General features: G+C 66.6%; 20 protein-coding genes. 11 read left to right on the plus strand and 9 right to left on the minus strand.

What is annotated here, in order from left to right; genetic code table 11:
- Both recQ and ACMUOO_RS03010 read right to left on the minus strand, forming a co-directional pair.
- Positions 1–2,043, minus strand: a complete 2,043-nt coding sequence (gene recQ / locus ACMUOO_RS03005; RefSeq protein ID WP_301918066.1) for a DNA helicase RecQ — start codon at positions 2,041–2,043, stop codon at positions 1–3.
- A gap of 59 nt (positions 2,044–2,102) precedes the next feature.
- Positions 2,103–2,396, minus strand: a complete 294-nt coding sequence (locus ACMUOO_RS03010; RefSeq protein ID WP_301918065.1) for a YggT family protein — start codon at positions 2,394–2,396, stop codon at positions 2,103–2,105.
- 136 nt (positions 2,397–2,532) lie between these two features.
- Between ACMUOO_RS03010 and ACMUOO_RS03015 the strand changes: the two genes are divergently transcribed.
- The 5 genes from ACMUOO_RS03015 (at position 2,533) to ACMUOO_RS03035 (ending at position 6,976) form a co-directional block, all read left to right on the plus strand.
- On the plus strand, positions 2,533–3,063 hold the full coding sequence (locus ACMUOO_RS03015) for an acyl-CoA thioesterase (protein ID WP_301918064.1): 531 nt from the start codon (positions 2,533–2,535) through the stop codon (positions 3,061–3,063).
- A 73-nt stretch (positions 3,064–3,136) separates the two neighbouring features.
- Entirely contained in the window at positions 3,137–4,501 is a 1,365-nt protein-coding gene (locus tag ACMUOO_RS03020; RefSeq protein ID WP_301918063.1) for an MFS transporter, read from the plus strand.
- An 11-nt stretch (positions 4,502–4,512) separates the two neighbouring features.
- Positions 4,513–5,397, plus strand: coding sequence for a penicillin-insensitive murein endopeptidase (mepA, locus tag ACMUOO_RS03025; RefSeq protein ID WP_301918062.1), 885 nt, complete (start codon positions 4,513–4,515; stop codon positions 5,395–5,397).
- The gene (locus tag ACMUOO_RS03030; RefSeq protein ID WP_301918061.1) at positions 5,394–6,260 is read left to right on the plus strand and encodes an esterase-like activity of phytase family protein; all 867 of its coding nucleotides are present in this window, start codon (positions 5,394–5,396) and stop codon (positions 6,258–6,260) included. Before mepA ends, ACMUOO_RS03030 begins: the two co-directional genes overlap by 4 nt.
- A gap of 92 nt (positions 6,261–6,352) precedes the next feature.
- A complete protein-coding gene (locus ACMUOO_RS03035) occupies positions 6,353–6,976 on the plus strand; it encodes a queuosine precursor transporter (protein ID WP_301918060.1) in 624 nt (207 codons plus the stop codon).
- Between the two features lie 254 nt (positions 6,977–7,230).
- Here the strand turns inward: ACMUOO_RS03035 and ACMUOO_RS03040 are convergent, their stop codons facing one another.
- Entirely contained in the window at positions 7,231–8,376 is a 1,146-nt protein-coding gene (locus tag ACMUOO_RS03040; protein ID WP_301917926.1) for a lytic murein transglycosylase, read from the minus strand.
- A gap of 202 nt (positions 8,377–8,578) precedes the next feature.
- On the opposite strand from ACMUOO_RS03040, the gene arfB reads away from it, so the two are divergent.
- Entirely contained in the window at positions 8,579–9,001 is a 423-nt protein-coding gene (gene arfB, locus ACMUOO_RS03045) for an alternative ribosome rescue aminoacyl-tRNA hydrolase ArfB (protein WP_301917925.1), read from the plus strand.
- 240 nt (positions 9,002–9,241) lie between these two features.
- Complete coding sequence (locus ACMUOO_RS03050) at positions 9,242–10,651, plus strand: oligosaccharide flippase family protein (RefSeq protein WP_301917924.1); 1,410 nt, start codon at positions 9,242–9,244, stop codon at positions 10,649–10,651.
- A 2-nt stretch (positions 10,652–10,653) separates the two neighbouring features.
- On the opposite strand, the gene ACMUOO_RS03055 is transcribed toward ACMUOO_RS03050, so the two are convergent.
- Positions 10,654–11,196, minus strand: a complete 543-nt coding sequence (locus ACMUOO_RS03055) for an acyltransferase (protein WP_301917923.1) — start codon at positions 11,194–11,196, stop codon at positions 10,654–10,656.
- A 159-nt stretch (positions 11,197–11,355) separates the two neighbouring features.
- On the opposite strand from ACMUOO_RS03055, the gene ACMUOO_RS03060 reads away from it, so the two are divergent.
- From ACMUOO_RS03060 to ACMUOO_RS03075, 4 genes are all read left to right on the plus strand, one after another.
- Positions 11,356–12,372 (plus strand): glycosyltransferase, encoded by a 1,017-nt coding sequence (locus tag ACMUOO_RS03060; protein ID WP_301917922.1) that lies wholly within the window; start codon positions 11,356–11,358, stop codon positions 12,370–12,372.
- Entirely contained in the window at positions 12,359–13,267 is a 909-nt protein-coding gene (locus ACMUOO_RS03065; protein WP_301917921.1) for an esterase-like activity of phytase family protein, read from the plus strand. Before ACMUOO_RS03060 ends, ACMUOO_RS03065 begins: the two co-directional genes overlap by 14 nt.
- 172 nt (positions 13,268–13,439) lie before the next feature.
- The gene (locus ACMUOO_RS03070) at positions 13,440–14,756 is read left to right on the plus strand and encodes a nucleotide sugar dehydrogenase (protein ID WP_301917920.1); all 1,317 of its coding nucleotides are present in this window, start codon (positions 13,440–13,442) and stop codon (positions 14,754–14,756) included.
- Complete coding sequence (locus tag ACMUOO_RS03075) at positions 14,740–15,963, plus strand: glycosyltransferase family 4 protein (protein ID WP_301917919.1); 1,224 nt, start codon at positions 14,740–14,742, stop codon at positions 15,961–15,963. Before ACMUOO_RS03070 ends, ACMUOO_RS03075 begins: the two co-directional genes overlap by 17 nt.
- Here ACMUOO_RS03075 and ACMUOO_RS03080 read toward each other — a convergent pair whose 3' ends face one another.
- The 5 genes from ACMUOO_RS03080 to ACMUOO_RS03100 form a co-directional block, all read right to left on the minus strand.
- Positions 15,964–16,623 (minus strand): rhomboid family intramembrane serine protease, encoded by a 660-nt coding sequence (locus tag ACMUOO_RS03080; protein WP_301917918.1) that lies wholly within the window; start codon positions 16,621–16,623, stop codon positions 15,964–15,966.
- Between the two features lie 54 nt (positions 16,624–16,677).
- A complete protein-coding gene (gene xrtD, locus ACMUOO_RS03085) occupies positions 16,678–18,279 on the minus strand; it encodes a VPLPA-CTERM-specific exosortase XrtD (RefSeq protein ID WP_301917917.1) in 1,602 nt (533 codons plus the stop codon).
- Positions 18,280–18,431: 152 nt separating this feature from the next.
- Positions 18,432–19,826 (minus strand): hypothetical protein, encoded by a 1,395-nt coding sequence (locus tag ACMUOO_RS03090; RefSeq protein WP_413854860.1) that lies wholly within the window; start codon positions 19,824–19,826, stop codon positions 18,432–18,434.
- A 104-nt stretch (positions 19,827–19,930) separates the two neighbouring features.
- Entirely contained in the window at positions 19,931–20,566 is a 636-nt protein-coding gene (locus ACMUOO_RS03095; RefSeq protein ID WP_301917915.1) for a polysaccharide biosynthesis/export family protein, read from the minus strand.
- 136 nt (positions 20,567–20,702) lie between these two features.
- Complete coding sequence (locus ACMUOO_RS03100) at positions 20,703–23,153, minus strand: tetratricopeptide repeat protein (protein ID WP_301917914.1); 2,451 nt, start codon at positions 23,151–23,153, stop codon at positions 20,703–20,705.
- Positions 23,154–23,206: the final 53 nt, after the last annotated feature.

A 23,206-nucleotide genomic window follows, 5' to 3' on the forward strand; every position in this document is an offset into this window, starting at 1 on the left:
TCAGCCCTCGGCGAGGACGGCGAGGAACGCACTGCCGAATCGGTCGAGCTTCTGGCTCCCGAGGCCGGCGATCCGCTCAAGGTCCGCGATGGTCGCGGGCCGCGCCTCGGCGATGCGCCGCAGCGTCGCATGGGTGCAACTGAGGTGCTTTCCCGTACCGTCCTCGCCCCGGGCCAGTTCCGCCTGCGTCGCCATCAGCCGGTCGAAGAGGGCACCTGCCGCGCGGCCTGCAAGCTTCACCCGTGCCGGATGAATCCGCGCGGCCTCACCCGCGATGACGGCGAGAAAGGCCGGACCGTAGCTTTCCAGTTTCTTCGCCCCCACGCCAGAAACCTGCGCCATCTCGTCCAGCGTCCGGGGCCGGCGCTCGGCCATGTCGATCAGCGTCCGGTCGGGAAAGATCACATAGGCGGGCACCCTTGCCGCCTCGGCCAGCGCGCGGCGCTTGGCCTTGAGGGCGGACAGCAGAGGTGCGTCTTCCTCGGCCACCAGCGTCTTGACCACCGGCTTGAGCGCGGCGCCCCGGATCGTGTCGCGGCGGAGCGTGACGCGTGCCTCGCCGCGCAGGATCGGCCGCGCCGCCTCGGTCATCCGGAAGGCGCCATGGCGTTCGGGGTCGGGGCGGATGAGGTCATGGCCCATCATCTGCCGGAACACGGCCTGCCACTCCGCCTTCGGCAGGTCACGGCCGACGCCGAACGTCGGCAGCCCGTCGTGGCCGCGATCGCGCACCTTCTCGGTTGCGGAACCCGTCAGGATGTCGATGAGGTGTGCCGCGCCGAAGCTTTCGCCGGTACGCAGGATCGCCGAAAGCGCCTTCCGGACCGCTTCCGTTCCGTCGAAAAGCTCGGGTGGCCGGTCGCAGAGGTCGCAGTTGCCGCAGGGCTCCGCCACCTCGCCGAAATAGGACAGAAGCCGCTGGCGCCGGCAGCCGGTCGCCTCGGCGAGGCCGAGGAGCGCGTTCAGCCGGGCATGGTCGGCCGCCTTGCGGTCGGCAGGCGCCAGCCCCTCATCGATCTGCGTGCGGCGGAAGCGGATGTCGTCGGGGCCGTAGAGCGCCAGCGTTTCGGCCGCCGCACCGTCGCGGCCGGCGCGGCCGATCTCCTGATAATAGGCCTCGATCGACTTCGGCAGGTCGGCATGGGCGACCCAGCGGATATCCGGCTTGTCGATGCCCATGCCGAATGCGACCGTCGCCACGACGATGAGCCCGTCCTCGCGCTGGAACCGTGACTCGACGTCGCGCCGGGCCTCGGCCTCCATGCCGCCGTGGTAGGCGCAGGCGAGGTGACCGGCCTCGATCAGCGCCCGCGCGAGCGTCTCCGTCTTGGCCCGGGTGCCGCAATAGACGATGCCGGACTGGCCCTTGCGCACCGCAGCGAAGCCGAGGATCTGGCGGCGCGGCTGGTCCTTCACCTGAAAGGCGAGGTGGATGTTCGGCCGATCGAAGCCCCTCAGGAAGGTCTCGGGCGCACGCCCGTCGAAAAGCCGCGTGACGATCTCGGCCCGCGTCTCCTCGTCCGCGGTTGCGGTAAAGGCGGCGAGCGGTACGTTCAGCGCGCGCTTCAGCGCGCCGATCCGGAGGTAGTCGGGGCGGAAGTCGTGGCCCCACTGGCTGACGCAATGCGCTTCGTCCACGGCGATCAGGCTCGTGCGGATGCGCCTGAGGAGCGCCAGTGTTGCGCCCGAGGCGAGCCGTTCGGGCGCCATGTAAAGGAGCTTCAGCCGGCCTTCGTCGAGGCCTGCGAAGACGGCCTCCGTTTCCTCCTCGGTGTTGCCGGAAGTCAGCGCGCCGGCCTCGACCCCGGCTTCGCGCAGGCTGCGGACCTGGTCGCGCATGAGCGCGATGAGGGGGGAGATCACGACGGTCACGCCGCGCCCCATGAGCGCGGGCAACTGGAAGCAGAGCGATTTGCCGCCGCCGGTCGGCATGATGGCCAGCGTGTCGCGCCCCGCCGCCACGGCGGCCACGATTTCGGCCTGGCCCGGCCGGAAGGCGTCGAATCCGAAGATGGAGGAAAGAAGCTCCTCGGCGCGTGTCATCATTGGGTGGGCTGCTCGTTTTGCGCCACCCTGTCACAGCGCCCCGGCGGGGACAAGGTTCAGTAGCCGTAGAAGAAGCCGGCGTTGTTGATCAGCACGCGCTGAAGGATGATGAGGGCGACGAACGCAACCAGCGGCGCGAGGTCAAGCCCCGGCGTCTGTGGCAGAATGCGGCGGATCGGCGTGTAGATAGGCTCCAGAAGCCGGGTAAGGCCGTACCAGATCTGCGCCACCATCGGCTGGCGGATGTTCAGGACCTGGAAGTTCAGGAGCCACGACATGATGATATGCGCGATCATGATGAACCAGACCACGTTCAGTATGATCATGAGGGCCTGAAAGAGCGAAGTCATCAAATTCCCCGGCTGTTCCGTCCGCCCAGAGGTAAGGCGCTGGCGGTGCGGGTTCAATGGCGTAACGCAACGTTCCATGTTGACCGGGCGTACTCGCGCCGCCACGTCTCGGGCGCGGCCGAACGAGAGGTTGGCGATGTATCCTTTTCTGCGCATGTGCAAGGAAATCTGGGCGAACCGCCACGCGCCGCCGCTCGGGCTGACCGAGGCGCATGTCTCGCACCACATCTGCTGGCCCTGGGACCTCGACTTCTGGTTCGAGCTGAACAACGGCCGCACGCTCACGCTCTACGACCTCGGCCGGGTGCCGATGGCGATCCGGACCGGGCTTCTGCGGCACATGAAGGCCAATCGGTGGGGCATCACGGTCGCCGGCAACACGCTGCGTTACCGGCGCAGGGTGCGGGCCTTCGACCGGCTGGAGATGTTGAGCCGCTGCATCGGCTGGGACGCGCGCTTCTTCTACATGGAGCAGAGCATGTGGCGAGCGGGCGAATGCACCAGCCACATGCTGCTTCGCTCCGCCGTGACGTCAAGTGAAGGGATCGTGCCGCCGGCAGAGGTGCTGGCCGCGATGGGGCACCCGGCCGCAAGCCCGCCGCTGCCCGGCTGGGTCACGGCCTGGATCGCGGCAGACGGCGAACGACCCTGGCCGCCCGACCGCTGAGCGGCGCCTCTGCAACCCTTGCGCGACACTTCCTTTTCGGGCTTGATCGCCCGCAACGCGAGGGGCAGGCCAAATGACGGTATCGGCGAGGAAGCGCATCTGGGGCTGGTGGTTCTTCGACTGGGCGAGCCAGCCCTACAACACGCTGCTTCTCACCTTCAGCTTCGGTCCCTACTTCGCCGAGGTCGCGCGGGCGCATTTCGCCGCCCAGGGCCTCGACGCCGAGGCCGCGAAGGCTGCGTCCCAGGCGTACTGGACCGCAACCCAGACCGTGACCGGCATTTTCATCGCCGTTCTCGCGCCCATCCTTGGCGTCATCGCGGACGGGCGCGGCCGGAAGATGCCCTGGATCTGGGCGTTCTCGGCCATGTATGTCTTCGGCGCCTTCGTCCTCTGGTGGACCGTGCCTGGCATGTCCACGCTCTTCTGGGCGGCCTTCTGGTTCGGCTTCGGCTTCATAGGGATGGAGCTTGCAACGAACTTCACCAACGCATTGATGCCCACCCTGGCGCCGCGGGAGGACATCGGCAAGGTGTCCGGCACGGGTTTCGCCTTCGGCTATCTCGGAGGGGTTCTGGCGCTCTTCGCCTTTCTGCTGTTCTTCGCCGAGAACGCCGAGACCGGGAAGACGCTGATCGGTCTCTCGCCCGCCTTCGGGCTCGATCCGGCGACGCGCGAAGGCACGCGGTCGGTCGGGCCGTTCACCGCCCTCTGGTATGTCGTCTTCATGGTGCCATTCTTCCTCTGGGTCCGGGAGCCGGCCGCCGCCGGCAAGAGCTTCGGCGCGGCGCTGTCGGGACTCGGTCGTGCAGTCGCCGGTCTGAAGGACCGGCCGAGCCTTCTCGTCTTCCTCGTCGCCTCGATGTTCTACCGCGACGCGCTGAACGCGACATACGCTCTGGGCGGCGCCTTCGCCTCCAACGTGATGGGATGGACGGTGATCCAGAGCGGTGTCTTCGGCATCGTCGCGGCAATCGCCGCGACCTTCGCCTCCTGGACAGGCGGCAAGCTCGATTCCTCGGTCGGGCCGAAGCCGGTGATCCTGTTCGCCATCGTCGTCCTCACCGCCACCATCGTCGTGATGATGAACCTGACGCCGACGAGCTTTTTCGGCCACGTCCTCGGCGAGGGCTCCCCGCTGCCGAACATGATCTTCTACGGCTGCGGCGTGATGATCGGCGCGGCCGGCGGTATCGCGCAGGCGGCAAGCCGGACGCTCATGGTCTTCCATACAAGCGCGCAGGATGCGGCGGGTGATTTCGGCTTCTACGGCCTTTCCGGCAAGGCGACGGCATTCCTCGCGCCGGCGCTCATCACCTTCGCCACCCTCGGCACCGGCAGCGCGCGGCTCGGCATTGCGCCGCTCGTGGGGCTTTTCCTGATCGGTCTTGTCCTTATGATGTGGGTGAAGCCCCAGGGTGAACGTCCCGCCAGATGACAGGTCCGCACATGATTGCGCGTTTGATTCTTCTCCTCGTTCTTGCCGTGCCGTGCGCCGCTTCGGCATCGCCGCTGGCCAAGGATCTCTTCGGGGCGCAGAGGACAGGCTCGCAGCAGAAACCGCAAGCCATCGGCGACTACGCGAGAGGCTGCGGCGCCGGGATGGTGCAGCTGCCGGAAAGCGGACCGACCTGGCAGGCGATGCGGCTGTCGCGCGGCCGCAACTGGGGGCAACCCGAACTCGTCCGGTTCCTGATCGACCTCTCCTCCGCCGCGCGGCAGATGGGCTGGGCCGGGCTCTACATCGGCGACATGAGCCAGCCACGCGGCGGACCGATGACGAGCGGTCACGCGAGCCACCAGATCGGGCTGGATGCCGACATCTGGATGCTGCCGCCCGCACGGCTGGACCTGTCGCGCGCCGAACGGGAGAGCCTGAGCTCGGTCTCGGTCCGGACCGAGGACCAGAAGCGTGTCAACGGCAACTGGACGCGCGTGCATCACCTCCTGCTGCAGGCCGCTGCCTCGGACCCGAGGGTGGACCGGATATTCGTCGCGGCCGCGGCGAAGATCGAGATGTGCAAGACGGCGAAACCCTCCGACAAGGCGTGGCTTCAGAAGATCCGCCCCCTTTACGGGCACAACACGCATTTCCATGTCCGTCTGAAATGCCCTGGCGGGTCGCAGCACTGTCGGCGGCAGACCCCCTCGGTGGCGGAATTGTCGAAAGGCGGCGACGGGTGCGACGAGACATTGACATGGTGGGTCACGACCTATCTCGAGGAACTGAGGAACCCGCCGAAGAAACCGAACGGCCCGCGCAAGAAGGGACCGCGCGAGTTCACCATGGCGGACCTGCCGCGGCAGTGCACAGGGGTCTTGGCGGCGGATTGACGCTTGCCGTCATCGCCGTCCTGCTGGCGTCGCCCTCGCCAGCGCCAATGAGGGCCGAAGAGGTAGGAGCCTTCGTCTGGCACCACGACGATCCCCATTTCGGTGGCCTGTCAGCGATTGACCTTCGACCCAACGGGCTCGGTTTCATCGTCGTCTCGGATTCGGCGGCCTTCTTCTCCGGCCGGTTCACCCGAGGCGCGGGTGGCGCAGTCACCGGCGCGACCGTCGGGGAACCCGTGCTGCCGGTGTCCTGGCACGGGACGCGGCTTCAGGACTGGATGGACGACGCCGAAGGCGTGGCGTTCGCGCCAGACGGCGGGATCTATGTCTCCTACGAGTCGTGGGACCGTATCGTGCACTACGGACCCGGCGGAAAGAAGTGGATCGCCGAGGCGGGTCCCGATGCCTTCGCGGCCTTCCCGATGAACCAGGGAATCGAGGCGCTGGCCATCGACCGCGCCGGGCGGATCTTCGCGATTCCGGAAGTGCCGCCGCAGGGCGGCGATACGCCCGTCTATCTTGTGAAGGGAAAGAACGCGCGCGCGATCTTCACGCTCCGCCACGACCGGGTCTGGTCATCGACGGGCGCGGACTTCGGCCCGGACGGGCGGCTCTATCTTCTTGAACGCGGTTTCTGGCCGCTCCTCGGTTTCGCGTCCCGGGTGCGCCAGATCACGCTCGACCACGACCGGGTAGCGGCGGATGTGGTGATCTGGCAGAGTGAGCCGGGCCATCATGACAACCTCGAAGGGATTGCCGCCTGGGAGGACGCCGAAGGAGGCGTCAGGCTCACGATGGTTTCCGACGACAACTTCCTGCCGGTGCAAAAGTCCGAGATCGTCGATCTGCGCGTGACGGAGTGACTTGACCGGCGGAAGCCTGGCGCGTAGAGGCCCCGGGTCCCTGTGTTATGACCGGGGCCAAGTCTCCGCCACCTTGTCAAAACGGAACCGACATGACCCGCAGCCTGATCCCCGGCATTCTTGCCATGGCCGCCATCGTTGTGGCCTCGAACATCCTTGTGCAGTTCCTCTTTGGCCAGTGGCTGACCTGGGGGGCATTCACCTACCCCTTCGCCTTCCTCGTGACCGACCTCACGAACCGCTTCCAGGGCCCTTCCGCCGCGCGCAAGGTGGTGGTCGCGGGGTTCCTCGTGGGGGTCACCTGTTCGCTCATCGGCACCCGGATCGTGGGCGAGTTCGGTCCGCTCGTCACGCTGCGCATCGCGGCGGGATCGGGGGCCGCCTTCCTCGTCGCCCAGCTCATGGACGTGCACGTGTTCAACCGCCTGCGCGCGGGCAGCTGGTGGCGTGCGCCGCTCGTTTCAACGCTGGCTGGCTCCACACTCGACACCGCGATCTTCTTCACCATGGCCTTTTCGGCGTCGCTCGCCTTCCTCGAACCTGGCAATGACGTGTCCTGGGCCGGGGAGATTCTGCCGCTACTGGGCTGGGGCCCCGCGGCCCCTCTCTGGCTCTCGCTCGCGGTCGCCGACTGGCTCGTCAAGCTGTCGCTCGCAATCGTGGCACTGGTGCCGTTCCGCGTGATTGTTACAAGGCTGACGGAAAAAGTTGCGTGAAAATGTTTGACAGACACAAAATCTGTGGCAGCCTGTGGATAACGGCAACCCAGAGAAAGGAGGTGATCCAGTGTCTAGAGTGATATTGGAGAGAGGTGTCGGGACAGTCAGGGGGGCCGTGGCCTGAGGGCAACCCCGAGGGTTAAGAACCCTGACTGGGCCTAGTCGATCTTCGACACCCTAACTGGCCCATCTCCGTAGATCTCGGAGGGCCGTTCCAACCCGGAACGGCCCTTTCCATTTCGCTGCCCTGATCAGCCGAGGCTGCGCAGCAGCGCGAGCGACGGCTCCCCGGTGACGGGCAGGCCGCGGCTCGCCTGCCAGGCGCCGATGGCGTCGCGGGTCTTTGTGCCGATCACCCCGTCGGCGCCGCCGGTGTCATAACCGAGCGCGGTCAACCGTCGTTGCAGCATGATGCGATCAGCCTTGGTCAGCCCGTTGGCGTCGGGCGGGAAGGTGGCGCGCAAGGGGCCCGCCCCGCCGATCCGGTCGGCAAGAAGCCCGACGCCCAGCGCGTAGGAATCGGAGTTGTTGTAGCGCTTGATGGCGCCGAAGTTGCCGGTGACGGAGAAACTCGGGCCCCCGGCCTGCGGCTGGATCACGCTGCCCGCAGGCGCGCCGGCCCCGGTCTCTCCGCCCCAGCGCTGGCCGCGACGCCAGCCGCTTTCGGCCAGGTAGTTCGCGGTTGAGGCGAGCGCGTCGGTCGGATCGTCGGACCAGATGTCGCGCCGCCCGTCGCCGGTGAAATCGACCGCATGGGCGAGGTACGTGGTGGGGATGAACTGTGTATGCCCCATCGCCCCGGCCCAGCTGCCGGTCATGTTGGCGGGCGTGGTGTCGCCGTTCTGCAGGATCTTCAGGGCCGCGACGAGCTGGCTTTCGAAGAACGCGCCACGCCGCCCGTCATAGGCGAGTGTCGATGTGGCGGAAACCACCGGCACATCGCCGCGCCGTTCGCCGTAGAAGCTCTCGAGGCCCCAGATCGCCGCGATGATCGTGGCGTCCACGCCGTAGCGCGCCTCCAGCGCCGACAGGGTCGGGCGGTGCGCGGCGAAGGCGGCGCGGCCCTTGGCCACCCGCTCGTCCGACACCGCGATGGAAAGGTAATCCTCGAGGCTGCGCTTGAACTCGGTCTGGTTGCGGTCACGGGTGACGACGCCGGGCAGGTAGCCCGCGCTGCGGAAGGCCGAGGCGACGGTCGCCTCGCTCAGTCCGTAGTGCCCTGCCCGGTCGCGAAACGCTGCGACCCAGGCGTCATAGCCCGCATTGGCGACCGGGCGCAGGTCCTCCGCAAGCGTCGCGGGGCCTCTGGTGGCAAGGCGCGTGGCGCCGGGTGTGCCGCAGGCGGCAAGGCCCGTGAGGGCAAGCCCAAGTCCGAAGGTTCGTCTGGAAATCATCATGATGCTGCCCGCGCCCTTGCCTCGTTCTTCTGCGCGCCATGGTACCCCATCGGCGACGCGGCGCAATTCGTGCCGGCCAGCTCCCCGCTTGCGGGCACGGGGCCGCCGATCACTTTCCTTGCGCTCGTCGGGCGCGCTTCCGATCTTGCGGCGCCGGGCCGAAACCCCCAACCTGCGCAGGTTCCCACCGCCAGGCCGCGCCATGCTCAGGATCACCGACGCCATCGCCATCGCCGACTGGGAGATCACCGAGACCTTCTCGCGCGCCTCGGGGCCCGGCGGGCAGAACGTGAACAAGGTCTCGACCGCGGTGGAACTCCGGTTTGAGGCGGAACGCAGCCCGCACCTTTCGCCCGCAGTCAAGGCACGGTTGAAGCGGCTCGCGGGGCGACGCTGGACCCTCGACGGCGCCATCGTCATCCGCGCCGAGGAAACGCGCAGTCAGGCACGCAACCGCGAGATCGCGCGCGAACGCCTGGCCGAGATCATTCGTGCCGCGCTGGTGGCGCCAAAGCGGCGGATCGCCACGAAGCCGACGGCCGGCAGCGAACGGCGGCGCCTGCAGGCGAAGGCGCAGCGCGGAGAGGTGAAGAGCCTTCGCGGCAAGATCGGAGAGGAAGAGTAGCGGGCGAGGCCTGGGCGACCCGTCACGGTCCCGAATCCAGAAACGGTCGCGCCAATGGAAGCGCCAGTGTTGATGCTTCTGCCTGCAGCCTTGCCCGTTTACAGCGCCGACCACGCGATTCACACGCGCAAATGTCGCAATTCGCCGCCACCGCCGCACCGCCCCTGAAGTCAAGGCTTGCGCAACGGACGGAACCGCCCGAAAAGACCTCGCGGGCAGTTGCGGTCGAGACGGGCATCCATGCTGAGAAACGCCTTCATGCTCGTGTCGGGCAACGCCTTCGGTTCGGCGCTGCTCCTGGTCCGAAACCTCATCATCGCGCGGCTCGTCAGCCCCGAGGACTACGGCATCGCGTCCACCTTCGCGGTCGCCATGTCGATTGTCGAGATGCTGTCGTATCTCGGGCTGAACCAGATGATCGTCGTGGATCGCGACGGCGACGATCCCGCGGTGCAGAAGGCGATGCAGGGCTTCCAGGTCTTGCGCGGGGTGCTGTCGAGCCTCATCCTCTTCGCCATCGCCGTGCCCTACGCCCGTTTTCTCGGCGTCGAGCATGTGGCATGGGCCTACCAGGTGATCGCGTTCATCCCGCTCGTGAACGGCTTGCAGCATTTCGACATGCATCGGCTGAAGCGGCAAATGAACTTCCGGCCCTGGATCGTGACCCAGGCCATCCCGCCGCTCGTTTCGGTGCTGGCGGTCTGGCCGCTGGCCTACCTCTACGGCGACTACCGGATCATGCTTGTGTGCCTGTTCATCCAGGCCGGGTCCATGGTCGCGCTGTCGCATGTCATGGCCGAGCGTCGCTATGCGCTCGGCTTCGACTTCGCCCTGATCCGCCGCGCCACGGTCTTCGGCTGGCCGCTACTTCTCAACGGAGTCCTTCTCTTTGGCGTCTTCAACGGCGAGCGTCTGATCGTCGGCCGCGAACTCGGAATGAGCCAGCTTGCCGTCTTCTCGATGGCGATCACGCTCACGCTCACGCCCACGCTGGTGCTCGCCGGGGCGACGCAGTCGCTGTTCCTGCCGGCGCTGTCGGGCGCACGCGACCGCGTCGAGTCCTTCCGATGGCTCGGGACGGCGGCGGTCGAGGCCGGGCTTGCGATCGGGGTCGCGCTCATCCTCGGCATCGTGCTTCTGGGCGGTCCGGTGATCCATCTGCTGCTCGGGGCGAAGTATGCCGCGATCCTGGACATCCTCGTGCCGATGACGGTGATGCAGGCGGTCCGGGTGGCCAAGACCGGAGGTTCCACCGTGGCCCTGGCGAAGGAAAGGTCGGGCAATGCCGCGGCGGCGAACCTGATCCGGGTCCTGTCGCTGCCGCTCTCCTGGTATGCCGTGACCCACACCGGCGACGTGCTGACGGTGATCTACATCGCCATGGGGGCCGAGGTGGTCGGCTATCTGGTGTCGATCAGGCTGGCGGCGAAGCGGACGGGGCTCCTGCTCGGCCCGCTCGTCCTGCCGTCGCTTCTCTCGACGCTTGCCGGGGCGGCGGCGCTGATGGATGCGCATTATTTTCCCCCGAGACCGGGGCTCGTGGATCACCTCGACTGGACGCGCTGGTTCGTGGCCTTCTTCTGCCTTGCCGCGCTCTTCTCCATGTCGGCGCTGAGGGGCTATCTCTGGCGCCGTTTCCTGCGGCGCTGAGCTCAGCTGCGCATCTTCAAGACGCGGGCCGGAACGCCCACGGCAATCGCACCGGCAGGCACGTCGCGGGTAACGACCGAGCCTGCGCCGATGACCGCGCCGTCGCCGACGGTCACGCCCGCCGTCAGGATCGCCCGCGCGCCGATCCAGCAGTCCGCGCCTATGGTGATGTCGCGCTCCACCATCTCCTGATCGGTGATGCGCGCTCCGGCGGCCAGACCGTAGTCGGCCGCAGTCACGAAGCATTCCGGCCCGAAGGTCGTGCGCTCCCCGACCCGGATGCGGCTTTTCGACTTGCCGGCCCAGAGCGAACACCGCGCCCCGACCTGCACCTGATCGCCCAGTTCGATCCGCTCGGCATGAGCGAAGGAAACGTTGGGCGCGATCCGCACATCACGCCCGAGGCTGAGTTTGCGGCGCTCCTTCACATGACTGTAGCCATAGTAGTGCATGAGCCGGAACGGATGGATGAAGACGCCAGGATCGAGGAAAGATCGCGCGGCCCGCAAGAGGCGCGACAGGAGCGAGCGTTTTGCGACGGCCATCGGGCTCTCCTAACCGGTCTTGCACGAAGATTAGGCAGCGGCGCGCTCCAAGGCAATTCGCGGCGGCGCGGCATCGGGCAGCTTCTGGCGCGAACTCCGCCCAATTGCTACCACAGTCGGGCGTTATCCACGCGCAAGAAACAGTAAGATCGAGCATTGATGACTACGAAGTCCCCCCCGATCGGCGTCGTCGTCGTGGCCTTCAACTCGGCCGGGGTTATCCTCGGCTGTGTCGAAAGCCTTCTGGCGCAGGAAGGCGGGGCACCGGCAGTGATCGTGGTAGACAATGCCTCCACCGACGACACGGTCGCGGTGCTGCGGGACTGGGCGTCGCGGAAGGGCACAGAGGTGCGGGAGTTCGCGGCCGCCGACCGTCCGTCGCGCGACGCGGCTGGTGCGGTAACGCTCGTCCACTCCGGCGCGAATCGCGGTTTTGCCGGGGGCGTGAACGTCGGCCTAGCCCTGCTGGCGGCCATGCCGGAGACTGCCCATTTCTGGGTGCTGAACCCTGACGCCTATGCCGATCCGGGTGCTTGCCGCGCGATCCTCAGGCAGGCGGCGAAGACGCCGGGCTATGCGCTGATGGGGGGGCGGGTCTGCTATGCCGAGCCGCCCCACCGGGTGCAGATCGACGGCGGCCTCGTCAGCCTCTGGACCGGGGTTTCCGGCAACGTCAATCTCGGCCGTCCGGCGGCCGAGGCGTCTTTGCCGAAGGGCGAGGACCTCGACTTCATCACCGGCGCCAGCATGGTCGCCTCGCGCGGATTCTACGAAGCCGTCGGACCCATGCGGGAGGATTACTTTCTGTATTACGAGGAGGCCGACTGGGCGCTCAGGCGCGGGGCGATGCCGCTTGTCGTCGCCGAGGGACTCGTCGTCTATCATCATGCTGGCACCTCGATAGGCTCGCCCACACTCGAACGGCTCGCCTCGCCCTTCTCGTTCTGGTTCAAGTACCACAGCAGGATGCTCTTCGTCCGCCGCTTCAACCCGATCGGGCTGCCGGTGGCGACGGCCTATGCGACGGTAAAGGCGCTGCAGCTTCTTCTGAAGGGTGCGGTGCCGCAGGCAGGCGCGCTTATCAGGGCCGTCTGGGGGCTCGGCCCGCCGAAGTCGGTGCGGGAAAGACTTTCCCCAGAGGCGCAAAGGATCGCCTTCGGCCGTGCGCATCGCTGAGAGCATTCTCCGCGCTGCCTCGCTGGTCGCGGGGCTTGCAACCGGCAATGCCGGCGCCGGAGAGCTCGTGCCGATCGGCCAGTACACCTGGCGCAAAAGCGACGACAGCTTCGGTGGCTTCTCGGGCCTTGTCATGGCGTCGGGCGGCAGCACGTTCTACGCGGTGACCGATCAGGGAGAGCTTTACCACGCAGCCATAGCAAGGGATTCCAGCCGGCGGATTGCCGAGATCCGCACCCTCTGGCACGGTCGGCTTCTCGACAACCACGGGCGGCCGGTAGAGGGTTTCACCGCCGATGCCGAGGCGCTGGCCCCGGCGAGGGACGGCGGCCTCTATGTCGCCTACGAAAGCTACGCGCGCGTGACCGGCGTCCACCCTCCCGATCTCCATCCAACGCCGCTCCATGACTTCGAGCGGTTCCACGAACTCTGGAACAATGAAAGCTTCGAAGGTCTCGCCGAACGGCCCGAGGGCGGGCTCATCGTCGTCGTTGAAACGGCCCAGGCGCAGACGGGCGGGTATCCGACCTTCCTTGGCGACGGCGCAGGGCATGACATGTCATGGCGCCCCGGTCCGGCGGTGCCGGCCGGGGATGGCGGGTTCGACGTTTCGGACGCGGCCTTCGGTCCAGACGGCCGGTTCTACCTTCTGGAGCGGCGGGTCTCGCTTGGCGGTTTCGCAACCCGCGTCCGCCGCTTCGACTACCGTGACGGCGTCTTCGGCTCGGCCGACACGCTGCTCGAAACCGCGCCCGGCACGCTCGACAACATGGAAGGGATGAGCCTTTGGACCGACGACCAGGGGCGGATCGTTATCAGCATGATCTCGGACGACAATTTCCTGTTTCTACAGAACACCGTCGTCGCCGAATATGAACTGAGGGAAGGACCATGATTGTTTCGGCGTTGGCCTGTTTCTGCTGCGCCGCAGAAGATTGGTTTTGCTCCGGCAGAGGCACTCGGCTAGGTCTGGCGCTGCATCCGGCGGGCACAGGGCCGACCCGACATGCGGAAATTCCGCCCTGTCGGCACACCGCCGGATGGATGACAGATACGCGAGGTTTCCAGTGAGGATCGCAGTTTTCGGCATGGGTTATGTCGGCGTTGTTTCGGCCGCCTGTCTGGCCCGCGACGGCCACGAGGTCACGGGCGTGGATCCGCAGCCCGCGAAGGTCGAGATCGTCAATTCCGGCAAGGCCCCAATCGTCGAGACGAATGTGAGCGAGTTGATCGCGGAGACGGTCGCTGCGGGCCGCCTCCGCGCCACCACTTCCGCCGAAGAGGCGGTCATGGCGACGGACCTCAGCCTCGTCTGTGTCGGTACGCCCTCGCGCCGGAACGGCAGCCTCGACACCTCCGCGGTGGAGCGTGTCTGCGAGGAGATCGGCGCGGCGATCGCGGCGAAGGGACGCCCGCACACGGTCGTCATTCGCTCAACCATCCTGCCGGGAACGATGCGCGGCATCGTCGTTCCGGCCTTGGAGAGGGAACTGGGCGACAGGACGGGCGCGCTCTTGCGGCTCGCCAACAATCCCGAGTTCCTGCGCGAGTCCACTGCCGTCTACGATTACGACAACCCGCCGAAGACCGTCGTCGGCTCTGACGATCCTGCCGTGGCGCAGGGAGTGCTCGACCTGTACTCGGCCTTGCCGGGGCCGAAGTTCGCCACAAGGCTCGAAGTCGCCGAGATGGTGAAATACGCCGACAATTCGTGGCACGCGACCAAGGTCGCCTTCGCCAACGAGATCGGCAACATCGCCCAGGCGGTCGGCGTCGACAGCTGGGAGGTGATGGACATCTTCTGCCAGGACACCAAGCTCAACATCTCGCCCTACTACATGAAACCCGGGTTCGCCTTCGGCGGCTCCTGCCTGCCCAAGGACGTGCGCGCGCTGACCTTCAAGGGCCGCGACCTCGACCTCGACCTGCCGCTTCTCAACGCGCTCATCCCGACGAACGAGGCGCAGGTGGGCCGTGCTGTCGAGATGGTCGCTGACTTCGGCATCCGCAACGTCGCCTTCCTCGGCATAAGCTTCAAGTCCGGCACCGACGACCTGCGCGAAAGTCCGCAGGTGACTCTCGTCGAACGGCTCATCGGCAAGGGCTTCAATCTGCGCATCTACGACAAGAACGTGCATCTCGCCCGCCTTCTCGGCGCCAACCGCGCCTATATCGAGGGCGTCATCCCCCATATCGGCGACATCCTGTCCGACGACATGGACGCGGTGCTGGCGCATGGCGAGTTGGTGATCGTCGGCAACCCAGCGCCGGAGTTCCGGCTTCTGGCCGACCGTCTCGGGCCGCAGCACAGGGTGCTGGACCTCGCGCGCATCCCGGGCCTGTCGGCCCACCTCGGAGATCGTTATCGTGGCATCAACTGGTGAGACGTTGCGCGGTGCGGGCCGCCGCGTCCTGATCGTGGTCGAAAACCTGCCCGTGCCCTTTGACCGCCGCGTCTGGGCGGAGGCGACGACGCTGGCCCAGCACGGCTACACCGTCTCGGTCATCTCGCCCAAGGGCAAGGGGTTCGAGGCGGAATACGAGTATCTCGACGGTGTCCACGTCTACAGGCACGACCTGCCGCCCGAAGGGAATTCCGCCGGCGGCTACCTGCGAGAGTACGGTTCGGCGCTCTGGAGCGAGCTGCGGCTCGCAATGAGGGTCCGGCGCGAGCGGGGGATCGACGTGCTGCACGGCTGCAACCCGCCGGACCTCATCTTCCTCGTCGCCTGGGCGATGCGGCTTTTCGGTGCGCGCTACCTCTTCGACCATCACGATATCTGCCCCGAGCTTTACGAGGCGAAATTCGACAGGAAGGGCCTTCTCTGGAAGGCGATGGTCCTCTTCGAGTGGCTGACGTTCAAGACGGCCTCCGTCTCCATCGCCACCAACGAAAGCTATGCCGAGATCGCCCGGCGGCGCGGCGGCATGAAGGCGGAGGACGTTTTCGTCGTCCGCTCCGGCCCGAAGATCGAAAAGCTCGTGATCCGACCGCCGCGGGACGAGCTGAAGAAGGGTGCGAAGCATCTTATCGGCTATGTCGGCGTGATCGGCCAGCAGGAGGGGCTTGACCTTCTGGTGGCGGCGGCCGACCACATGATCCGCCGGATGGGGCGGACAGACGTGCACTTCGGCATCGTCGGCGGCGGCCCGGCGCTGGAGGAGATCCGGGCCGACGTGAACGCGCGGGGCCTCGGCGACTACTTCACCTTTACCGGCCGCGCGCCTGACGATCTGCTGCTGGACATGCTGAACACCGCCGATGTCTGCGTGAACCCCGACCGGGTGAGCCCGATGAACGACCTTTCGACGATGAACAAGATCATGGAATACATGACGCTCGCCAAGCCGATCGTGCAGTTCGAGCTGAAGGAGGGGCGCGCCTCGGCGGCCGAAGCCTCGCTTTATGCGCGCGCCAACGACACGGTGGATTTCGCCGAAAAGATCGTCGGCCTGCTCGACGATCCGGGCAAGCGCGCCGAGATGGGCCGGATCGGGCGGGAGCGGGTGCAGGCGGCGCTCAGCTGGGCCCATTCGGTGCCGAATCTCCTGGCAGCCTACGACCGGATCTTTGCCAAGATCGGGCGCTGATCAGGTTGCCCGTCGCAGCGTCGCCGCGGTTGCGTAGAGCCAGCCGGCGACGAAACCGCCGAGATGCGCCTGCCAGGCGAGAGCGCTACCCGAGGTCCAGGCAAGGACTGCGTTCCCCGCAGCAAGGCCGAACACCATGGCGAGCACATTGCGCACAGGCAGGCCACGGGCGATGTGCCGGTCGAACTCCAGCGCCAGCAACGCGCCGGCAAGGCCGAAGAGCGCGCCCGAGGCGCCGACCATCGGCGTGGGCCCTGTCGTCAGGGCGGCAAATCCGACCGCTCCGCCGACGAGCGACACCGCATAGGTCCGGAGAAATCCGCGCGCGCCGATTCGCGCCGTAACCGGACCCGCGAGGAGGAAGAGCGTCGTCATGTTCACGGCGAGGTGCCACAGGCCGGCGTGAAGAAAGCCGTAGCTTGCGAACATCGTCCAGGGCTGGCCGACGTAGTTCGGACGCCAGTCGCCAAGAAGCCCGGGCCAGAAGCCCGCATACTGATAGGTCACCATCCGCCACCACGGCTTGCCCCAGAGACCGGGGTCCGCCCCTGCCAGCACGAGTTCGGGCAGGACGCAGGTGCCGGCGATGACCCAGACCGGCCAGGAGATCGGGCCACCGAGATACCCGGGGTCAGGGGGCGTGCGGTCCGCGTCATTCATGCGCGCATCCTGCCGATGCCCGGCCGATCCGCAAGTGGGGCCGAAGGGCGCGGATCAGAACGGCACGAACTGCGGCAGACGCGCAAGACTGAGGCGCATGAAGCGCATCAGGCGTGCCTCGGCATCCGCCTCCGTCTCGCCGGGTTCGATCGGCGTCACGTATCGGACAAGCGCGCCGTCTGTCCGCCCCATCGTCAGACTGTCGCTCAACACCGAGAGCTTCGCACGGAAGTCGTTGGCGACCCGCTTGCCGCGCCCCTCGAACCAGTAGATGACAAGCTGCTTCGACAGCCCCTTCTGGATGACCGCGCGGTTGGCATTGAACCGCCCGTATCCGACGTCCGAAAGGTCGAGCGGCACTTCCTGGAGGGTGAACACCTCCCACCCGCCGGTGGGCAGGCAGACCTCCGGCGAGTGGATGCCCTGGCCCTCCGTCTGCTTGGCATAGAAGGCGACGAAGAAGCTCACCACGCCCGCTTCGTCGGGCTTCTCGTAGAAAGCGTTGAGGTAGTCGTCGGCCGCGAGAACACGCTCGATGTCCGGCTCCAGATCGACAGTGTAGCTCTGCCAGTTCTCGACCTGCCGCGGGAACAGCAGGAGCGGGTCGCGGTTGGGGGCAGTGACCTCGGGCGCGGGGAGGGTCTGCCAGGCGGTGGAGGCGGCGCCGGTGATCAGCACGGCGGCGAGGAGCGCAGCCGAGGCGCGGATGGCGAAGACGCGGGTGAAGATCGTGCCGAATCCTTCGAAATCGAGGTCGATCGCCTCGGAGAGCGTCAAGGGATTGGGTGCGAAGCGCTGAAGCACCATGGCGAGCCCGAAGAGGATCGCCACGCAGATGAGGAAGATCACCCAGCCCTCGAAGAAATGGAGGAAGCCTTCCGCCTGCTCGATCCCGTAGCTGTTAACCAGAACACCGATCACGGCGATGCGAACCGAGTTCATCAAAACCGTCAGCGGCGCGGCCGACACGAGCAGCACCACCTTGTGCCACAACGGCCCGCGATAGAGGATGGCGAAAAGGTATGAGAAGCTGAGGATCGGGAAGAGGTAGCGCAAGCCGGAACATGCCTCGGCCACCTGAAGCTTGTAGACCCCGAGGTCGATCACGTTACCTTCGAGAAAGACGGCCACGCCGCCGAGACTCAGGAACCAGACGCCCAGCGCCGAGGAGACCCACTGCAGGAAGATCGTCAGCTTCCAGTAGAGCACCTGCGGCAGCGGAAGCATGAAGATCAGGTGAAAGACCGGCAACATGTGGAGCCGACCGCGACTCCAGCCGAACATCGTCAGGACCACGCCGGCGACCCAGAGGATGAAGGCATAGGTGACGATGTCCGGCACCCGCATGAGATTGCCGAGGCCGGCGAGTGCCAGCGCACCGGCCACGACGACAAGTCCCGGCCAGCGGAGCCGCACCTCGGGCGCCGGCGGCGGCATCCGCCGCAACTCGCGCAGGAAGAGGTAGAGCGAGATGAGCGGGATGAGCGGCCCGTGGCTGTATTCCGCGGTGGACCAGGCAAGGGCCAACGAGACATGCCCGATCCAGAAGATGGGCAGCGAGACGAGGATCAGGAGCACGAAGAGCACGAAGCCCGCCGGCTTCACGGCGCTGAACCTCAGGGCGTCGGACCCGCCGGGGCTGGTGGACTGGCTCATCTGAAGGCTACTCACGCGGATCGAACGGGCGCAAATCTAGGGGAAGAACGTCAGCGTGGCGACCGGTTTCGGCGCCTGCCTGGTCACAAGTCCGCGGAAAGGCACACGTGTTTCGCGGACGGAACCGAAAAGGCCAGGCCGCCGCCACCGTTTCACGGGCGGAAACTGAACGTGCGGCCGAGCGTGACGAAGACCGAGTTCGACTGCGCGTCGCCCGGCGCCGAGGAATCCGAACGGTGGCGCAGAAGAACCCCTCCGGTCAGCGCCCAGTCCTGGGTCAGGTCATGGGTGTAGGCCGCCCTCAGGGTCGTCCGCTCGATCGTCGGCGCGGCGCCGATCCCGGCGCTTTCCGAGCGACCCCAGTTCACCGAGAAATTGAGCCGAGAATTGTTGTTGATGTCGTAGCCGTAGGCGACCGTCAGACGGGTATCGAGAACGTCCTCGCTGGAATTGTTCGTGTTGACCGCGCGGTTCAGCGACACCGAGACGTTCGATGACTTGAGCTGCCGGCTGTAGGCGAGTGCTGCCACGGCATAGGTGTTTCCGCTCGGGGCGTGGGTGGCGCCGAGCGAACCCGAGAAGGTGCCGAGCGGAAGCTGGAGATTGCGGCCGAAACGGAACGTCTCGCGCGCGCCGTTCTGGTTGACCGTCGAGTCGACAGCAAGGAACGCCGTGCCGTTCGCGAGCGTCTGGGTCAGGGTGACGGCCCCCGTCACGCCGTCGCGCTGGGTTGTGCCCGTCAGCGTGTCGGTTTCAACCTCGGTGACACCGAGGCGAGCGTCGAGGAGGAGCACAGGGTTGATGTCCTGGACCACGCCGATCGAATAGTCGGTCGTCGTGCGGTCCGTCTGCGGCGTGTCTTCGGCGGTGTAGTGCGCGTAACCCGCGTTGAACCGGAGGCTGGTGACCGGCGACACCTTCAGCGCGACGGTTGCGTTCACATCATCGTTCTTGGTGTCGAAAAGCCGGGCGTTCGCGGCAAGCGCCGCGGCGTCATAATCCTTCTCGTCGTGGCTGAGGCTCAGCGTGAAGGTCAAGGGATCGTTGAGGCCGGTGACATAGGACATGCCTGCGTTGCGGATCGTCATCGTGCCGCCGCCGGAATAGAAGGCACCGGCGTTCGTTTCTTCCTGTTCGATCTGGAACGGGTCGAGGAATTCCCGATCGACATGGCGGTAGCGACCGGTAAGGGTCAACTGGCTGTTCACCCCGTCGAGCCTGTAGCGGAAGCGCAGGTTGGGGTCTTCGAACCCCGAAAGCGAGCGGCCTGGAATGTCGCCGTACCGAAACACGCCCGAGCCGTTCACGGTCAGATCCTGCACTCCCGTCACGTTCGAGAGGCCGAAGGTCAGCGTGTTGTCCCAGATGGTAGAGGTACCGGCGCTGCTCGGCTGGAGCTGGAAATTGTCATCGACGGTGAGCTTTGAGCTGACCCCGATGTCCACCTGCAGGCCACCCTGGGTCGGCGTGGCCGGCTGGGCCGCGGTCCCGGCTGTGGTGCCCGCCGTCGTGGTTGCCGTCGTGCCCGGAGGTGTATAGCCCGTCACAGATGTGCCGGCGCTCCCCTGGGGGAGCGCCATACCGGGCCAGATTGTCGAAAGCGTCGCGATTGTCGCGATCGTTGTTCTGCTCGTCCCCACCGTATCCGCCTTTATTCGAAGAGTTTGCGCTCCGGCGCCACGATCACGTCACCGTCCCGCAACACGATCACCGGGGCCTTGGCTCCGGCCTGAATGGCCTTGTAGTTGAAGTTGTAAACGGTTTCCAAACCCGTCTTCTTGTCCGGACGGTGCAATTGGATCCGCTTGGTCGCGGCGAACCGGGTCAGACCGCCGGTTTCAGCCAGGAACTGCAGGAGCGTCGTACCCGACTGGATGTCGAGCCGGCCCTGGGTATTGAACTCGCCGACCGCGTAGACCGCTACCGTGCCGTAGGGCCGCACATTCGCGGCCACCGCCTGTGCCTGGGCTGCGTTCACGGCCGAGGTCACGGGGTTGAGCTGGCCCACCGAGAGGAAGACCGTCGGGGGCGAGGCGAAGTTCGACGCCAGCGCGGCCGAGATCGCGTTGCGCATCGATTCCACGCTCTTGCCCGTGGCCTGCACGGTGCCCACGAGCGGCAGGCTGACGCTTCCGTCGGGCAGGACGAGAAGGCTGCGGTTGAGGCTCGGGTCTTCCAGGACCTCCATCTGCAACACGTCGCCGGGCTGGATGCGATAACCGCTTTGCGCCCAGGCCGCCGGCACAAGCAGCACGGCGAGGAGGAGACCAGCGAGAGCTCTGAACATTTCAGTTCCTCAGTCATATTCGAATCGTAGGAAGCCTAAGCCCGGGGCGCGGGAAATCAAAATGTTAGTTTCCGAACCTCTCTGCACAACGCGGGCCGGGCACCATTTCGTGCCCCTTGGGCAACAGCCACCGGGGTCAGTTTCCAACCTCGACACCATTCGCCTCCAGTGAGGCTTTTTCCTGCCGCGCCGCAGCCACAAACGGCCGCGAATCGGTCTCCTCCACCCGGGCGAGCGCCTCGTTGAACTGTTTGAGCGCCTCGGCCTCGCGGCCCAGCTTCAGGTAGGTCATGGCAAGGTGGAAGCGCACCTGAGGGTCCTCGCCAAGCCCCTGAACGGCCTTTTCCAGTTCCTTCACCGCGTCGTCGTAGTTGCCGCGCTGATAGGCGATCCAGCCGTAGGTGTCCTGATACGGCGGCATATCGCTGCCACGCAGGCGACGCGCGATCACCTCGGCGCGGGCAAGGCTGTCGGGGTCCGTCCGGTGCGAGGCCAGCAGGCTCGCCAGGTTGTTCGCGATCACCGGATTGGCGCTGTTCTCGCGGTAGAGTTCCTCATAAATGGCGATCGCTCCATCGAGGTCCCCCTTGCGCTCAAGGAAACCGGCCTTGGCCCATTTCAGTTCACCCGACTGCGGTACCGCAGCCAACGCCTCGTCAATGACTGCATGGGCATCGTCGAAGCGGTCGGGGTCGCTCAGGATCGCGCGCGACAGCGCCATCCACGCCGCCACCCGGGTCTTGTCCTCTGCGAGAAGCCCCCGATAGCGCTCTTCCGCGCCGGCGATGTCGCCGGTGAGCGCCCGCACCGAACCATCGACGAAGCGCAGGTCGGGGTCGTCGGGGTTCTCGGCCACGAGACTCGCGGCATAGGCGAGCGCCTTGGCGTTCTGCCCGTTCGCGAGGTGGGTACGCAGGATCGCGATCTTCGCGTCCAGTCCGCCCTTGCCCTCGGTGACGAGCCCTTGCAGATAGCCGATCGCACGATCGGTGTTCTCCTGACCCGCAAGGATTGCGGCCCGCAGGGTTTGGGCCGCCGGTCGCGCCGCGGGATCGGCCTGCACCTCAAGCTCGGCCGCAACAGTTTCGGCTCGCGGCCAGTCTTGCATCTCGACATAGATCTGGCCAAGCGGCATCAGCAGCGAGACGTTGCCGGGCGCGATGCGCAACGCCTCGATAAGGACGCTCTCGGCCGGGATCAGCTTGCGTTCCGAGGCGAGAAGCTGCGCATACCGCAGAGTTTCCTCAGGCGCCCGGTTGGACGCCTGCACCGCGAGCGACAGCGACTCGCGCATCAGATCGCGGTTTCCGTCACGCTCGTAGGCCTGTGCCATCAGCGTCAGGATGCCGGCGTCCTGCGGGTTGTTGTCGTAGGCGCGGCGCAGGATGGCGATCGCCTCGCCGACCTGATCGTCGAGGATGAGCCAGTTCGCCTTCAGCTTCAGAGCCTCGGCGTCGCCTCCGTCATCTTTCAGAACCTCCTCCACGAGTGAACGGGCGCCGACCGCATTGCCCGTGGCCGCAAGCATCCGCGCGAGCCCGACCTTCGTTCGCCGGGTTTCCTGCGAGGGTTCGGCGGTCTCCAGGATCGCCTGCATCTCGGCGATCGCCTCGTCCCGGCGGCCAAGGTCAAAGATGAAACCGGCGCGCGCGGCGCGATAGACGGGCGAAGTCGCGCCTTCGGCCATCACGCGGTCGAGCTCGGCAACGGCGGCCTCGGCGCCACGCGTCTCGGAGAGGAAGCGGACCAGCTGCAGCGCCGGCTCCTGATCCGGCGCACCGGGGGCGACGCGGCTTCTGAGGAAGGCCTCTGCCTTGTCGATCTGGCCCTTGGATTCGTACCAGCGGACCAAGGCCTGCCCCATCTCGGGTGCGTCGTCGAAGCGTGCGACCATGTCGATCAGGCCGGCCTCGACCGCCGCGTCATCGCCTAGCGCGGCGTGGATCGACAGGCGCTGGGCATAGAGGGCGCGGTCCTTGGGCGCAAGCTTGAGCGCGGTATCGATTGCGGCAAGCGCCTGGTCATGATCCTGCGCGCGGATGAGATCGTCGATGACAACCCGGTGCAGGAGTAGGCTGGTCGGCAACTCCTTGAGGAGTTCCCGCGCCCGCCGCGAGGACTCCACGATGGCGCCGGCATCATTGGCTTCCGCCGCGATCGCGTAGTCGGCCGCAGTCCGGATCGCTTCCAGAGCGAGATCGCCCGGGCTCCGCTTCAGGGCTTCGCCGGCATAGCGCTGCGCAGTCTTCCAGTCGCCGGCTTCGGCGCCGATTTCCGCCAGCGCGATCTGCCCGCCGTGATCGTCGGGATATTGCTCGACCAGTCGGAGGTACTGCGCGAAGGCCTCGCGCAGTCGGCCGCGGCCGCGCTCGGCCTCCGCATAGGCGCGGCGCGCCTCGCGGTGGGTGCTGTCAAGCTGGAATACGTTGCGGAACTCCACCAGGGCACGATCGACATCGCCCGCCTGAATATATTCCAGACCTGCCTCGAAATGTTTTTCGGCGCGCTCCTTTGCCGAATCGCACGCCACAAGCAGCCCAAGCGCGGCGGCGAGCGTGACCGTCGTCAGGAACCTGCGTAGAGCCATCCGTCTTCCTCGATGCCCCCGGCCATGCGCCCGCTTGCGTCGCGGGTCTCTGG

Source organism: Albidovulum sp., assembly GCF_041919395.1.
Lineage (GTDB): Bacteria > Pseudomonadota > Alphaproteobacteria > Rhodobacterales > Rhodobacteraceae > Albidovulum.

Excerpts from the sequence above, each read along its gene's own strand:
- recQ (WP_301918066.1), bottom strand. The coding sequence starts at position 2,043 with ATGACACGCGCCGAGGAGCTTCTTTCCTCCATCTTCGGATTCGACGCC.
- ACMUOO_RS03010 (WP_301918065.1), bottom strand. The coding sequence starts at position 2,396 with ATGACTTCGCTCTTTCAGGCCCTCATGATCATACTGAACGTGGTCTGG.
- ACMUOO_RS03015 (WP_301918064.1), top strand. The coding sequence starts at position 2,533 with ATGTATCCTTTTCTGCGCATGTGCAAGGAAATCTGGGCGAACCGCCAC.
- ACMUOO_RS03020 (WP_301918063.1), top strand. The coding sequence starts at position 3,137 with ATGACGGTATCGGCGAGGAAGCGCATCTGGGGCTGGTGGTTCTTCGAC.
- mepA (WP_301918062.1), top strand. The coding sequence starts at position 4,513 with ATGATTGCGCGTTTGATTCTTCTCCTCGTTCTTGCCGTGCCGTGCGCC.
- ACMUOO_RS03035 (WP_301918060.1), top strand. The coding sequence starts at position 6,353 with ATGACCCGCAGCCTGATCCCCGGCATTCTTGCCATGGCCGCCATCGTT.
- ACMUOO_RS03040 (WP_301917926.1), bottom strand. The coding sequence starts at position 8,376 with ATGATGATTTCCAGACGAACCTTCGGACTTGGGCTTGCCCTCACGGGC.
- arfB (WP_301917925.1), top strand. The coding sequence starts at position 8,579 with ATGCTCAGGATCACCGACGCCATCGCCATCGCCGACTGGGAGATCACC.
- ACMUOO_RS03050 (WP_301917924.1), top strand. The coding sequence starts at position 9,242 with ATGCTGAGAAACGCCTTCATGCTCGTGTCGGGCAACGCCTTCGGTTCG.
- ACMUOO_RS03055 (WP_301917923.1), bottom strand. The coding sequence starts at position 11,196 with ATGGCCGTCGCAAAACGCTCGCTCCTGTCGCGCCTCTTGCGGGCCGCG.
- ACMUOO_RS03060 (WP_301917922.1), top strand. The coding sequence starts at position 11,356 with ATGACTACGAAGTCCCCCCCGATCGGCGTCGTCGTCGTGGCCTTCAAC.
- ACMUOO_RS03080 (WP_301917918.1), bottom strand. The coding sequence starts at position 16,623 with ATGAATGACGCGGACCGCACGCCCCCTGACCCCGGGTATCTCGGTGGC.
- xrtD (WP_301917917.1), bottom strand. The coding sequence starts at position 18,279 with ATGAGCCAGTCCACCAGCCCCGGCGGGTCCGACGCCCTGAGGTTCAGC.
- ACMUOO_RS03095 (WP_301917915.1), bottom strand. The coding sequence starts at position 20,566 with ATGTTCAGAGCTCTCGCTGGTCTCCTCCTCGCCGTGCTGCTTGTGCCG.
- ACMUOO_RS03100 (WP_301917914.1), bottom strand. The coding sequence starts at position 23,153 with ATGGCTCTACGCAGGTTCCTGACGACGGTCACGCTCGCCGCCGCGCTT.